Source organism: Pseudomonas sp. H3_A02 (genome assembly GCF_054671965.1).
This window is the reverse complement of record NZ_CP162807.1, coordinates 5,895,768-5,910,187: the sequence shown is the minus strand read 5'-3', so window position 1 is coordinate 5,910,187 and position 14,420 is coordinate 5,895,768. Positions and strand designations below refer to the sequence as shown.

Genomic DNA, 14,420 nt, shown 5'->3' with positions numbered 1-14,420 from the left:
GGAAGCTCCGCAGGGGACCAGTCATAGTCCTGCGGCGCTTCTTTTATATGAAACTAACCCACACCGTCTGGGGTGTGGAGATGGGCGTTTACTTCGCCCTAATCAACAGGAATTAAAATGAGCGAAAGCTTTGCGGAACTCTTTGAAGAAAGCTTGAAAACCCTGAACCTTCAGGCAGGCTCCATCATCACCGGCGTTATCGTTGATATCGATTACCAGGCTCGCTGGGTAACCGTTCACGCTGGTCTGAAGTCTGAAGCGCTGATCCCGCTTGAGCAGTTCTACAACGACGCTGGCGAACTGAACATCAACGTCGGTGACGAAGTTCACGTTGCGCTGGACTCGGTTGAAGACGGCTTTGGTGAAACCAAGCTGTCCCGTGAAAAAGCCAAGCGTGCTGAATGCTGGATCGTTCTGGAAGCGGCCTTCGCAGCTGAGGAAGTGGTCAAGGGCGTTATCAACGGTAAGGTTAAAGGCGGCTTCACTGTCGACGTTAACGGCATCCGTGCGTTCCTGCCAGGTTCCCTGGTTGACGTCCGTCCAGTGCGCGACACCACGCACCTGGAAGGCAAAGAGCTGGAATTCAAGGTCATCAAGCTGGACCAGAAGCGCAACAACGTTGTCGTTTCCCGTCGCAGTGTCCTGGAAGCCGAGAACTCCGCCGAGCGTGAAGCTCTGCTGGAATCGCTGCAGGAAGGCCAACAGGTCAAGGGTATCGTCAAGAACCTCACCGATTACGGCGCATTCGTCGATCTGGGTGGCGTCGATGGCCTGCTGCACATCACCGACATGGCCTGGAAGCGTATCAAGCATCCTTCGGAAATCGTCAACGTTGGCGACGAGATCGATGTCAAGGTTCTGAAGTACGATCGCGAGCGCAATCGTGTTTCCCTGGGCCTCAAGCAACTGGGTGAAGATCCATGGGTTGCTATCAAAGCCCGTTACCCAGAAGGCACCCGCGTCACCGCTCGTGTTACCAACCTCACCGACTACGGCTGCTTCGCTGAGCTGGAAGAAGGCGTTGAAGGCCTGGTACACGTTTCGGAAATGGACTGGACCAACAAGAACATCCACCCTTCGAAAGTCGTTCAAGTCGGCGACGAAGTGGAAGTCATGGTTCTGGACATCGACGAAGAGCGTCGTCGTATCTCCCTCGGCATCAAGCAGTGCAAGTCCAACCCATGGGAAGACTTCTCTGGCCAGTTCAACAAGGGCGATAAAATCTCCGGCACCATCAAGTCGATCACCGATTTCGGTATCTTCATTGGTCTGGACGGCGGCATCGACGGCCTGGTTCACCTGTCCGACATCTCCTGGAACGAAGTGGGCGAAGAAGCCGTACGCCGTTTCAAGAAGGGCGACGAGCTGGACACCGTTATCCTGTCGGTTGACCCAGAGCGCGAGCGTATCTCCCTGGGTATCAAGCAACTGGAAAGCGATCCGTTCTCCGAGTACGTTCAAGAGAACGACAAAGGCGCAATCGTTAAGGGCATCGTGAAAGAAGTTGACGCTAAAGGCGCCATCATCACCCTGGCCGACGATATCGAAGCGACTCTGAAAGCCTCCGAAATCAGCCGTGACCGCGTTGAAGACGCGCGCAACGTTCTGAAAGAAGGCGAAGAAGTAGAAGCCAAGATCATCAGCGTTGACCGCAAGAGCCGCGTAATCCAGCTCTCCATCAAGTCGAAAGACGATGCTGAAGAGAAAGAAGCAATCCAGAGCCTGCGCGACAAGCCAGCCGCTGACATTGCTGCTGGTCCTACCACTCTGGGCGACCTGCTGCGTGCACAAATGGAAAAACAGAACTGAGTTCTGTCAGACCATAGAAAAAGGGCGACTTCGGTCGCCCTTTTTTGTGCCTGCGATTTCAGAATTTTCCGACACCCGTAAACGCTGCCGATTTGCGATCATTAGGCAAGATGCGAAACCAACTCCTCCACCTGACTGTCTCTTTCGTGAAGTAGATCAATAATCTATTCAGGGGCTCCGGCTTGTGTAAGTAATGGGTCCAGGCTCTCTACCTAAAGGATCTTAATGAACAAGCTTTTTCTGGCGTTGATTGTCTTGGTTCTGACGGCTTGCTCTACAAGCGCCAAGACCCACGCTGTGCGTGGTGTCAGCGGTATCGAGGTTGACTGCTCTGGGCTGGGTTCCGGATGGGAGAAGTGCCATAAGCGGGCTGCGAGGGAGTGTAAGGGGGCGGGCTACAAGGTCATTACCCGGTCCGACGATGCGAAGGACGAGGACCAATACCCCTTTGGATTCAACCCCGCAGGTTATCTGACCCGAACGATGCTGGTCATCTGTCGATAGCTTGAGGAAAGTCCCCCGCTATCTGGGTGGGAGGAGCTGCAGGTGAATGATGAAGAATGTCAATACTTGGGCTGTTCAAATCCCTTCGACCATGCTAAAACCTTTTCAAGCGATTTTCCTAGCTGCTTGAAAAAGAAGGGAAAAATATGACGAAGTCGGAGTTGATCGAACGTATTGTCACCCATCAAGGGCTGCTCTCATCCAAGGATGTGGAACTGGCTATCAAGACCATGCTTGAGCAGATGTCCCAATGCCTGGCTACGGGCGATCGTATCGAGATCCGCGGTTTCGGCAGCTTCTCCCTGCACTACCGTGCCCCACGGGTAGGCCGCAATCCAAAAACAGGTCAGTCTGTCAGCCTCGACGGGAAATTCGTCCCGCATTTCAAACCGGGGAAAGAACTTCGCGATCGCGTGAATGAAGATGGGGAGGAGGGGGTTTGACGGGCACCACACAAGGAATGGTCCATGCGTAATCTCAAGCGCGTCCTGCTCGCGGTGTTTGTACTGCTGGTGATTTTGATTATTCTAACTTTTGTCCTGGAAAACCAGCAGCCGGTTTCCTTGTTGTTTTTGGGGTGGACGGGGCCACAGTTGCCTGTATCGGTCATCACTGTTGCGGCGCTGCTGATAGGAATGTTGATCGGTCCGTTACTGGGTTGGCTGTTGGGACGTATGTCACGGGCATCGCGAAAGCGTCTTGTCTGATCTCTATTGCGAGTACCTGCTCCAGTCAGTGCTGTATCAAGCTGAGGTGCGTCGAACTTCCTGGTTCGACGGGGCGGCACACGCTTCATTACGTCGCGAAGACTCTTGCTACCAATATTTTCTATGGTCAGTTTAGAGGGCGCTTGCGTTTTGCCGGCAACAGACTTGCGTTTTAGATGACCCTTCAAGCGCTCAGCTCAAGCCGGGACCCTGGGGCAAGTGTTGTAGAAGGGTGATGCTGTTTTGATGGCGTCTCTTTATGTTTTCCCAGCGATTTTCTATATCTATATGGCGCATGAGTATTAATTTCCGGCGCTGCATGTAAAATGACCGATAGGAAATTCAGCTCGTTTAGAACCATTGAAGCTGGTTTCCCACCATTGTTTTTTTTCCGCGATACCTCTTTGCTGAGGTCCTCCGATGACCGGATGGGCCGAAATACGATGACGCGATAGGGCGGATCGGTTGGGGCGTGAAGCTAATCACGCAACATGTGCATCGATGGTGATGCAGAAAATGATTGGAAACATAACTGAGCCCGCTTTCTGAATGCATTTACCAGAAAGGGGATTAAGGATTAGAGCATGGAACTGATACCCGTAATTTTGTCTGGCGGAGTGGGTAGCCGGTTGTGGCCCGTTTCTCGAGAGGCCCATCCAAAGCCATTTATGGATCTGCCAGATGGCCAGAATCTAATCCAGAAAACTTTCCTTCGTGCGTCGCGTCTGGAAGGTGTTGTAGAGGTTCTCACGGTGACCAACCGGGAACTCCTGTTCAAGACCGAAGACGAGTACGGTGCGGTCAATACGCTCAAACATTCGCAAGGTTTCATCCTTGAGCCTTTCGGACGTAATACAGCTGCCGCCGTCGCTGCCGCGGCGCTTCAGCTCGAAGCCACGCATGGCCCTGACGCCCAAATGCTCGTGCTGGCGGCCGACCACCTGATAAAAGATGAAAAGGCGTTTGCTGCTGCAGTAGCCAATGCGATGACGCTTGCTGCCGAAGGCCTGCTGGTAACCTTTGGTATTCAGCCGACCTATCCCGAAACAGGGTTTGGGTATATCGAAGCGCAGAAAGATGCGCCTCTACTGGGTGGGCTGAAGGTTACGCGTTTCGTCGAAAAGCCCAATCTTGAAACCGCTGAGGGTTACGTCAGTGCGGGCAACTACTATTGGAACTCCGGGATGTTCTGTTTCCGAGTTGGCACTGTGCTGGAGGAGTTTCGCCAGCACGCCCCGGATGTGATGGTGGCCGTCAGTAAAACCATTGAAAATTCGCGCCTCACCAAATCAGACAAATATCGTTGCCTGGCACTGGACTCTGACACATTTGCAGAGGTTCCGAACATCTCCATCGATTACGCGTTGATGGAGCGCTCCTCCAAAGTAGTGACGATCCCTTGCGATATCGGTTGGAGCGACATCGGTTCTTGGAACGCCGTCAGTGAGCTGACCGAACCAGATGAGAACGGCAATCGTTTTGAAGGCGAGGTGTTGTCCCACAATTCCCGCAACAACTACGTAAACAGTGAAGATCGGCTGACTGCCCTGGTAGGGGTTGAAGACTTGCTGGTCATTGATACCCCGGACGCGGTGATGATCGCTCACAAAGATCATGCCCAAGACGTTAAACATATTGTCAATCAGCTTAAAGCGGCTAGTCACACGGTTCATTTGCTCCACCGTACCGTGCATCGCCCTTGGGGGACTTACACAACCCTGGAAAACGGCGAGCGCTTCAAGATCAAACGTATCGTGGTCAAACCCAAGGCTTCACTGTCCTTGCAGATGCACCACCACAGAAGCGAACACTGGATCGTCGTCAGCGGGATGGCTAAGGTGATCAACGACCAGCAGGAATTTATGTTGAACACCAACGAGTCCACCTTTATTCGTGCTGGTCATCAGCACCGTTTGATGAACCCGGGCGTCATAGATCTGGTGATGATTGAAGTGCAAAGTGGCGACTATCTCGGCGAGGACGATATCGTTCGTTTCGAAGATAATTACGGTCGCGTCGATGGTTGACAGTACTTTGGCATTGCTTAATCAGGTCAGTAAGGTTTCCACCAGCCAGGTTTTTTGTATTCGGCCTGGTTCTGATTCATTTCCAACGTGACCAGCGCGCGGCACCGTTAAATCGGCCTTGCCTCCACATACCTCAGCAAGAGAGCGGTATGAATACCCCGATCAATACCCAGTGTTTCAAAGCCTATGACATTCGTGGTCAGGTGCCGTCTGATCTCAATGCAGATGTGGCTTACCGGATAGGTCGGGCCATGGTTACCGAGTTGCAAGGCAAAAGCATTGTGCTTGGGCGTGATATGCGACTCGAAAGCCCGATGCTCGCAGAGGCGATGAAGCGTGGATTGCTGGAGGCGGGCGCAAATGTCATTGATATCGGGTTGTGCGGAACTGAAGAAGTCTACTTTGCAACCAATGCGTTCAAGGCGGACGGCGGAGTGATGATCACTGCCAGTCACAATCCCAAGGGTTATAACGGGATGAAGCTTGTAAAGTCTGAATCTCGGCCGATCAGTGGCGACACAGGGCTCAATGCCATACGCCACCGAGTGGAAAGTGGTGATTTGGGAGCCTTGGCTGTGAGCCCCGGAGAAGTTCGATTCGAACTGGATAAGACCGCCTACATCGAGCATCTTCTGAGTTACGTCAATGTGGCGGATCTCAAGCCTCTGAAAATACTCGCTGATCCGGGCAATGGTGCTGCCGGCCCCGTGTTGCAGAAATTGGTCAACAAGTTGCCATTCGAATGGGTGATTATCAACGCCGAGCCAGATGGTCATTTCCCCAACGGTGTGCCCAATCCTCTTCTTCCAGAGAACCGCACGCTGACACGGCAAGCGTTGTTGGCAAACGGCTGCGATTTGGGGATTGCGTGGGATGGGGACTTCGATCGTTGCTTCTTTTTCGACCAGCAAGGCCGTTTCATCGAAGGTTATTACCTGGTTGGTCTGCTGGCAGAAATGCTGCTCAAGAACAATCCCGGCTCCAGGATCATCCACGATCCTAGGTTGACCTGGAACACGATCGATCAGGTTCGATTGGCCGGTGGTGTTTCAGTGCAATGCAAGACCGGTCACGCTTTCATAAAAGAGCGCATGCGTCTGGAGGATGCGATCTACGGCGGTGAGATGAGCGCTCATCATTACTTCCGGGATTTCGCCTATTGTGACAGCGGGATGATTCCTTGGTTGCTGGTGACCGCATTGATGTCCGCGTCGGGAAAAAACTTAGCCCAGCTTGTTGATGAGCGCGTAGCCGCCTATCCATGCAGCGGTGAAATCAACTATCGAGTGAATGATGTGGCTGCAGCGCTGGAGGAGGTCCTGGCACATTATTTACCTCAAGGGCCTCATCTTGATCAAACCGATGGAGTCGGTCTGGAGTTTCCGGACTGGCGATTTAATCTCCGAGGTTCGAACACAGAACCTTTGTTGAGATTAAATGTGGAAAGTAGAAAAAATCCAGCGCTAGTAGCGTTGAAAGTCAAAGAAATTGAGGAATTGCTGAACAGTAGATATATGGAATGACAAACGGTTCTCACTTCCAGAGAAGGTGAGGGACAGCAATAAGTTGACTCTCTAGTAGAGAACCACTGTTCGATTGATTAATTTAATTGGTGAGAAAATGAGCGACAAGAAAGTAGCGTTGATTACAGGGATTACTGGTCAGGATGGTGCTTACCTTGCTGAGTTCCTGCTCAAGAAAGGTTATTCGGTTCACGGTATCAAGCGCCGTGCCTCCTTGTTCAATACTCACCGTATTGACCATCTTTATCATGACCCCCATAAGAAAGGCTACGATCTGAATCTGCACTATGGCGACCTGACTGATTCGAGCAGCTTGATTCGCATCGTGCAGGAAGTACAACCAGATGAAGTTTACAACCTCGGTGCGCAAAGCCACGTGGCTGTCTCCTTCGAATCACCAGAATATACTGCTGACACTGATGCCATGGGTACATTGCGCATTCTGGAAGCCATCCGAATTGCCGGTCTCGAGAAGAAGACCAAATTTTACCAAGCATCCACCTCCGAGCTTTATGGTCTGGTGCAGGAAATTCCCCAGAAAGAAACCACGCCTTTCTATCCCCGCTCCCCATATGCCGTCGCCAAGATGTACGCGTACTGGATCACTGTGAACTACCGCGAGTCTTATGGCATGTATGCCTGCAACGGTATTCTCTTTAATCACGAATCGCCCATCCGCGGTGAAACCTTCGTAACCCGCAAGATTACTCGCGCCTTGGCACGTATCAAGGTCGACCTGCAAGATTGCCTGTACCTCGGGAATATGGATGCCCTGCGCGACTGGGGGCATGCTCGTGATTATGTGGAAATGCAATGGCTTATGCTGCAACAAGAAACGCCGGAAGACTTCGTGATCGCGACCGGTGAGCAGCATTCGGTTCGAGAGTTTGTTGAGGTTGCAGCGAAGGAAATCGGTATCGAGATTCGTTGGGAAGGCACGGGTGTAGACGAGAAAGGTTACGACATCGCCACTAACAAATGTATCGTTGCCGTCGATCCGCGTTATTTCCGTCCAGCCGAAGTAGAGACGCTGTTGGGTGACCCAAGCAAAGCCAAGGCCAAGTTAGGCTGGGTACCAACTACCTCCTTCAAAGAGTTGGTAGAAGAAATGATGCGTGAAGATATGAATGAAGCCAAGCGTGACAAACTGGTCGCTGAACACGGCTTTAAATACTTCAAGGGTCAAGAGTAAAGGGGGCTGTGATGATTCCGGTATATCAGCCCTTTCTGGGCGGACGCGAAAAGGAATATGTAAACCAGTGTCTTGATTCGACCTGGATTTCCTCTCGCGGAGAATTTATCTCCCGCTTTGAGAGCGAGTTTGCCCGATACATCGGTGCCGAGCATGCGACCACGGTGAGCAATGGTACTGTTGCCCTGCACTTGGCAATGGCCGCTTTGGGGCTTGGGCCTGGCGATGAGGTGATCGTTCCAACGCTCACTTACGTGGCGTCGGTCAACACCATCATGCAAACCGGGGCCAGTGTCGTATACGCTGAATCGCGGGCTGATACCTGGAACGTCAGCGTTCCAGATATCCGCAGCCGCATAACGCCTAAAACCAAAGCCGTTATGGTCGTGCACTTGTACGGTCTGGCGTGTGACATGGATGAAGTCGTTGCTCTGTGTAAAGAGCACAACCTTCTGCTGATTGAAGACTGTGCAGAAGCCTTTGGCTCTCTGTACAAAGGTCAGCATGTAGGTACTTTTGGTGACGTCGCTACATTCAGCTTTTTTGGAAACAAGACCATTACCACTGGTGAAGGTGGAATGGTGGTGTCCAAAAACAAGGACATTCACGAAAGAGCCTGTCACCTAAAAAGCCAGGGTGTGTCCAAGACTCGCGAGTACTGGCATGACGAGCTGGCGTTCAACTATCGAATGACCAACATCTGCGCAGCTATCGGCCTTGCCCAGTTGGAACGTGCAGACGAAATTATCACTCTTAAGCGGCAGGTCGCGGATTGGTATCGCGAAGCGCTTGAGGGGCTTCCTCTGCAGATGCACGCAGAGCAGCCAGGTACCCGTCACTCCTACTGGATGTGTTCGGTACTGTTGGATGATCCGAGTCAGCGTCAGGCATTGCGTGATCATTTGAAGAACAAGGGCATTGAGACACGCCCTCTGTTCGCTCCCGCTCATAACTTGCCGCATTGCAAGACGGAGGAAACCTTTCCGGTAGCGCAGGACCTTAGCTCCCGAGGGATGAACCTTCCGAGTTATCCGACACTGAGCCGCGAAGAGGTGCAGCGGGTAGCTGACGAGATTCGAGGCTACTTCGCCGAATAAAATGCAGGCAATCGGGGGTTGAGAATTCAACCCCCGATTGCCAAGTGAAATTCAGAAAATCAAGTTTGGGCTGAATTTTTGAATTTAATATATTACTCAGGTGAAGTGATGTTTTCTTATTTTTCTCGTGTTTGGGCTGCGCGGTACTTTTGGATTCACCTTTCTCTCGCTGATCTTAGATCAAGATGGAGGAGATCCTTTTTTGGGATGACGTGGTCAATTATCCAACCGCTAGGGTTGACCTTACTGTTGACGTTGGTGTTCAGCAAGCTTTTTAATACAGACATTGTTACCTATGCGCCTTATATCCTCTCCGGAATCATAGTTTGGGAGTATATTTCTGCTAATACAGTTGCAGGTTCATTGTCGTTTGTTCAAGCGGATGCTTATATCAAGCAATGTAACCATCCTTTGGCAATATATACGCTTAGAACCGTGGTTGGTAGCGCCATTGTTTTGATGTTGGCCAGTATCTCTCTATATGGATGGGTTGCCGTCGTCCTTCCTCAAAATATTGGTTGGAGTTGGTTGGCTTCATTTACTCTCTTTCCCATTCTTGCACTCATCGCTTGGCCTGTGTCTACATTATTGTCTTATGTCAGTACCCGGTTTCGCGACATTCCGCATGCGTTAGGGTTAGTGATGCAGTCGTTATGGTTTATCTCTCCCGTATATTTTGAAGCCAAAATGTTCAAGAATGGTGGGCTTCATGCGTTGGTCGATTACAATCCGATATATCATCTGCTGCAATTGATACGTGCACCGTTGCTTCAGGGCGACTGGCCGACGTGGCAAAACTACGCATTCAGTATTGGTACTGCGATTTTCTTTGGCGCATTGGCTATCATCATTGGCAGCAAGGCTGAGCGGAAAGTGATTTTTTATCTATGAAAAATAATCGAATTTTACTTGAGAATGTTAATCTTCATTATGCATCGGTTGCCTATAAGGAGCGTTCGCTAAAGTCTCTGATGGCTAGTGTGTTTAGCAGGAGAACAAATAGTTCAAATGTGGCGGATATCCACGCACTGAAAAATATCAGCGTTGAAATAAAAAGTGGTGAGCGTGTTGGCTTGCTCGGACACAACGGAGCAGGAAAAAGTACCTTTCTGAAAACAGTTGCCGGGCTTTATCCGGTTTCGAGTGGCGTTCTTAAGGTTGAGGGCCAGGTTCGTTCTTTATTTGATTTGAGTCTCGGTTTTGAGCCAGACGCGACGGGCAGGGAAAATATCCTGTACCGTGGATTGTTGTTAGGCCTTTCCCCTCGATTTATGCGTGAAAAGGCAGACGAAATCGTTGATTTCGCAGGGCTGGGTGAGTTTATCGACTACCCGATAAAAACCTATTCTGCGGGCATGCAAGTCAGGTTGGCTTTCGCGATCTCTACTACGGTGGGTGGGGATATTCTACTTCTTGATGAGGTGATTGGTGCAGGTGATGCAAATTTCATGGCAAAGGCCAAAGAGCGTATTACAAGCCTTATTGAGCAAGCGGAAATTTTAGTTTTGGCAACACACGATTTTGGTGCGTTACGTTCTATATGCAACCGAGGGCTGGTGTTTCATCATGGTGTCTTGGTCTTTGATGGGGCATGTGATAAAGCTGTAGCTGAATATAAAGCTATAAATGGACTAGATTAATTTTGAAGACGCTAAGAGTCCTATGGTTGCTTAACCATACCACATTACGAAAATTCGAAGTTGACCAGCTGAATGCGTTGGGAGTGAATGAGATATTCATGCCAAAAAGCTTTCCTTATGACGAGGGGAATCTTTCAGCGAGTGTTGACTCTAGTTTTGATGCCGGGTTAACGATACCGAAATCGGAATTGGATATTCTTAATGCGCAGGATTGGTATTCCAGTCCGAGTGAGGAAGCTTGGCGAATTGCCAATCTCTACTTTGATGTTGCAATTATTGGATTCTTTCCACTTCAAATCCATAGTGCAGTGCGCCACTTCAACGGTGCCATTATACTTCGGGTTTTTGGCCTTTCGAAAGGCTATACTTATTCGCAGTTGCTTTATGAAGAGGCCGGTGAAGCGCTGGTTCGGAATATAAAGTCTATTGGCTCGCGTTTTTGGTTTGGAGCGGGCTATGCGCATTTGAAAGATTCTGAGCAAAATTTTTTAGCCAGTCGGGATTGTTTTCTTCCTGTAGGTTTGAAGGGAGATGCTACCCCCGAGCTCTGGGAGGGCGGAATTAGGAAGGTTCTTTTCGTTTGTCCTCGAATCGGTACGTCCCCCTATTTCGAAACTATCTATAAAGACTTCGTACGTGACTTTTCGGATATCGGGTATACGATAGGTGGGGCGCAGCCTGTTGCGGTGCCTGATATAAATGTTCTCGGCTTTGTTTCTGGTGAAGAACATGAATATAATATGAGACAGCATAGAGTGATGTTTTATCATTCTACCGAACCCAATCATATTCATTATCATCCCTTTGAGGCGATTCGCGCGGGCATGCCTTTGTTATTTATGGCGGGAGGTATGCTTGATAAAATGGGGGGGATAGGTTTACCTGGCCGTTGCAAGACAGTTGCGGAAGCGAGAGTTAAAGCAAAGCAACTGATGGTTGGCGATCAAAAGCTTATAAGGAGCATCCGTGAATCCCAATTGATTTTGCTTGAGCCGATGAAAGCAAAAAACTGCGAGCAGGCTTGGCAAAATGGATTCAAAAAAGTACTTACAGAACTTGAATCAGTAAAAAAAGAAAGCATTAGTCGTCCCGTTCGACGTAAGAGAATTGCAGTCATTGTTCCTGTCGAATATAGAGGCGGAAGCCTACGAGGCGCTAAATTATTAGCAAATGCTTTATGTCATGGCAGTCGTGAAGCGGGTGAACCCGCTGATATTGTTTTTCTCCACTTAGATCGACCTGAGAGTTATTCCTCTGAAGAGTTTACGGATCTTTTAGATGAGATAAAAATACGTCCATTTAATTGGAAGTCGTTAGATGCAGCAACGGCTCGGAGAGCTATGCGTTATGCTGGTCACGAAGGCTGGGAACCTAAAGGCAACCGATATATGGTTGTCGATGATGGTATAAACCATCTTCAGGATTGCGATATTTGGTTCGTGGTATCGGATCGTCTGGAGGCACCATTATTACCAATGCGGCCGTCGGTACTTATGATTTATGACTACCTTCAGCGATATGTACCAATACTTCCATTCGGTGCCGATCAATCGTATTTAGATGCCGCGAGGTCCGCATCAAAAATTTTGGTGACGACTGAATTTACTAAACAAGACGCTCTAAGTTATGCTGGGATTACAGCTGATAAAGTATTTAAGTTACCGATGCTTGCTCCTGATTTTTCTCGCTTGAAAGGTGGGCGTCCCGAAAGCGCAAATTATTTTCTATGGACAACTAACGCTGCAATACACAAGAACCATGTTAATGCTTTGAAAGCATTGAAGTTTTATTATGAAGAGCTAGATGGTGCATTGGAGTGTAGGATTACGGGTGTCAATACCAAGGATTTGTTTAAAAGTTCTGTGCCACATCTTAAACCGTTAGCCACTTTGCTAGGGCAAAGTAGGTTGTTAAAGAAAAACATTAAGCTTTTAGGTGAGTTGCCGGATCGAAATTATCAAAGTATGTTGGCCAGCGCCGCATTTTTGTGGCATGCGGGGGCAATAGATAACGGTACTTTTAGCGTTATTGAAGCTGCCGGTCTGGGCATCCCTTCGTTAAGCAGTGATTATCCTTCCATGAGGGAAATCGATCAACAATTCTCCCTGAATTTAAATTGGATGAAATCTGACCAGCCAAAGCACATGGCAAGTCAGCTTAAAGAAATGGAGCTTACACATTTAGAACGTCGCGATATTCTGCCGCCAGGTGAAGTGCTAGGCGAACAAAGTGTAGAAAAATTGGCGAACGTCTATTGGCAGGTCGTACGGGAGTGCTTATGAAAAAGTTTGGAATCTACTTGGCATACGCTCCAGGAGTGGACCTCCGAAATGAAGGCCTAGGCAGATATCTTGCTGCATTTCTTAAGGGCGCAGCTGGACGAGATGATGTAAAGTTTACTTTGGTTTGTCCGAGCTGGTCAAAACAAGCGCTTCAAGACCTTTTTCTGAGTGAGGGTGTCCAGCAGAATTTGTTTGAAGTTGTTTCCCCTCCAAATTCTCCTATGATCCTGCGGATTTACGAGGCCTATGTTACAAAAAGAAAAAAACTGAAAGGTCTGACTATTAGGCAAAGACTTGCGAAAAAGTTATTTTTTTGGAAAATGAAACTGATAAGTCATTTCGAGGATCGTCTGGTTTCTCTCGACTCCTATGGCGGGGTAATTCGATTGGGGGGCGAGGCGATGGCTCTATTTTTATCGATTGCTCTATTAAGTCCGTTGCTGATCCTTATTCCGATATATGCTATTTTGTTGAAATTTAAAATTGTTTTGCGTCGCGCTTTAAGACCGGCAATGAGGAATGTCAACCGCCTGCGTGCAGCCTTGGGTGCCCCCAAGGAGGACGCATTTGTACTTCGTTTGTATCGTGGGTTGGAGCGAGTCGAGTCTGATCGTATGCAGCAACTCATTGACAAAATGACTGATGTAAAGGCGTGGTACTGCCCAACAGCTTTTTGGCCGGAGTTTAATAAAATTCAAGCTCCTCGCTTGATGTGTGTACCCGATGTAGTTCTTTCAGATTTTCCTATCGGTTTTTCAGAAGTAGGTGGAGAGCGGTTCCTTCAAGTCTATGAACGAGTTGAGGCAGCAATTCATGGTGGACACCATTTTGTCACTTATAGTAAAGGTGTTAAATGGGAGACGCTTGTCGAAAGGTATGCTGTAAAACCCTCGAATGTTTCAGTGGTTTATCACGCGCCTAATGATCTAAGTAACTGGGTAACTGTCAATGGTTTCTCGGATGTAGAAATTACCTCTAAAAATTATTGCAAAACTCTTTTCAAACGTGTGTTGAAAAAGGCGTCAAATTATTCATATTCATCGACCTTTGCCAACAATGATGCGAAATTTATTTTTTATGCTAGTCAGTTTCGGCCTAATAAAAATGTGATTTCGTTGCTAAGGGCTTACAAATATCTTCTTAATAATAATTTTATCCGCCATAAATTGATATTGACGGGGCATGCTGATGGTTTTTCGGTGGTCAAGGAATTTATTCGAGATAATTATCTGGAGAATGATGTTCTTTGCGTGCATGGATTGACCGTTCAAGAGTTGGCCGCGTGTTATAAGTTGGCAGATTTAGCTGTGAACCCGAGCTTAAGTGAAGGAGGATGCCCGTTTACTTTCAGTGAGGCGCTGTCTGTTGCAACGCCTGTTGTCATGGCTCGTATCCCTGTCACCGAAGAAGTCTTGGTAGGCTCAGATTTGCAAAAATTAACCTTTTTTGATCCATATGATTTTAAGGACATCGCCGACCGAATTCAATGGGGTATTCTGAATCGTGACGAGTTGCTCGCTGTTCAGAAGAAGGTTTATGAAGTTCTCTCTCAGCGTAATTGGACGGATGTTGTAAACGAACATATTGATTTACTGGACAGAATTTCAAGCCTGGAAATTACTTAACAGGAATGAGGCAT

12 protein-coding genes are annotated in these 14,420 nt (G+C 48.8%); all 12 read left to right on the top strand.

Annotation, left to right across the window (positions count from 1 at the left end; genetic code table 11):
* Window positions 1-117: 117 nt before the first annotated feature.
* The 12 genes from rpsA to AB4N80_RS25865 all read left to right on the top strand — a co-directional run bounded on the left by rpsA (window position 118) and on the right by AB4N80_RS25865 (window position 14,406).
* The gene (gene rpsA / locus AB4N80_RS25920) at window positions 118-1,809 is read left to right on the top strand and encodes a 30S ribosomal protein S1 (protein ID WP_053120388.1); all 1,692 of its coding nucleotides are present in this window, start codon (window positions 118-120) and stop codon (window positions 1,807-1,809) included.
* 225 nt (window positions 1,810-2,034) lie between these two features.
* Window positions 2,035-2,313 (top strand): hypothetical protein, encoded by a 279-nt coding sequence (locus AB4N80_RS25915; RefSeq protein ID WP_460079560.1) that lies wholly within the window; start codon window positions 2,035-2,037, stop codon window positions 2,311-2,313.
* A 146-nt stretch (window positions 2,314-2,459) separates the two neighbouring features.
* A complete protein-coding gene (gene ihfB / locus AB4N80_RS25910; RefSeq protein ID WP_460079557.1) occupies window positions 2,460-2,756 on the top strand; it encodes an integration host factor subunit beta in 297 nt (98 codons plus the stop codon).
* Window positions 2,757-2,780: 24 nt separating this feature from the next.
* Entirely contained in the window at window positions 2,781-3,020 is a 240-nt protein-coding gene (locus AB4N80_RS25905; protein WP_460079555.1) for a lipopolysaccharide assembly protein LapA domain-containing protein, read from the top strand.
* Window positions 3,021-3,604: 584 nt separating this feature from the next.
* Window positions 3,605-5,047 carry a mannose-1-phosphate guanylyltransferase/mannose-6-phosphate isomerase gene (locus AB4N80_RS25900; RefSeq protein ID WP_460079553.1) on the top strand — a complete coding sequence of 481 codons (1,443 nt, stop codon included), beginning with the start codon at window positions 3,605-3,607 and terminating at the stop codon, window positions 5,045-5,047.
* A 149-nt stretch (window positions 5,048-5,196) separates the two neighbouring features.
* Window positions 5,197-6,570 (top strand): phosphohexomutase domain-containing protein, encoded by a 1,374-nt coding sequence (locus AB4N80_RS25895; RefSeq protein ID WP_460079550.1) that lies wholly within the window; start codon window positions 5,197-5,199, stop codon window positions 6,568-6,570.
* A 97-nt stretch (window positions 6,571-6,667) separates the two neighbouring features.
* A complete protein-coding gene (gene gmd, locus AB4N80_RS25890; protein WP_460079547.1) occupies window positions 6,668-7,762 on the top strand; it encodes a GDP-mannose 4,6-dehydratase in 1,095 nt (364 codons plus the stop codon).
* An 11-nt stretch (window positions 7,763-7,773) separates the two neighbouring features.
* A complete protein-coding gene (locus AB4N80_RS25885; RefSeq protein WP_460079542.1) occupies window positions 7,774-8,859 on the top strand; it encodes a DegT/DnrJ/EryC1/StrS family aminotransferase in 1,086 nt (361 codons plus the stop codon).
* A gap of 207 nt (window positions 8,860-9,066) precedes the next feature.
* The gene (locus AB4N80_RS25880) at window positions 9,067-9,750 is read left to right on the top strand and encodes an ABC transporter permease (RefSeq protein ID WP_460090361.1); all 684 of its coding nucleotides are present in this window, start codon (window positions 9,067-9,069) and stop codon (window positions 9,748-9,750) included.
* A complete protein-coding gene (locus tag AB4N80_RS25875; RefSeq protein ID WP_460079537.1) occupies window positions 9,747-10,499 on the top strand; it encodes an ABC transporter ATP-binding protein in 753 nt (250 codons plus the stop codon). The genes AB4N80_RS25880 and AB4N80_RS25875 overlap by 4 nt, the downstream gene beginning before the upstream one ends.
* Before the next feature lie 98 nt (window positions 10,500-10,597).
* A complete protein-coding gene (locus AB4N80_RS25870; RefSeq protein ID WP_460079534.1) occupies window positions 10,598-12,781 on the top strand; it encodes a glycosyltransferase in 2,184 nt (727 codons plus the stop codon).
* Window positions 12,778-14,406 carry a glycosyltransferase gene (locus tag AB4N80_RS25865; RefSeq protein ID WP_460090363.1) on the top strand — a complete coding sequence of 543 codons (1,629 nt, stop codon included), beginning with the start codon at window positions 12,778-12,780 and terminating at the stop codon, window positions 14,404-14,406. The genes AB4N80_RS25870 and AB4N80_RS25865 overlap by 4 nt, the downstream gene beginning before the upstream one ends.
* Window positions 14,407-14,420 lie beyond the last annotated feature (14 nt).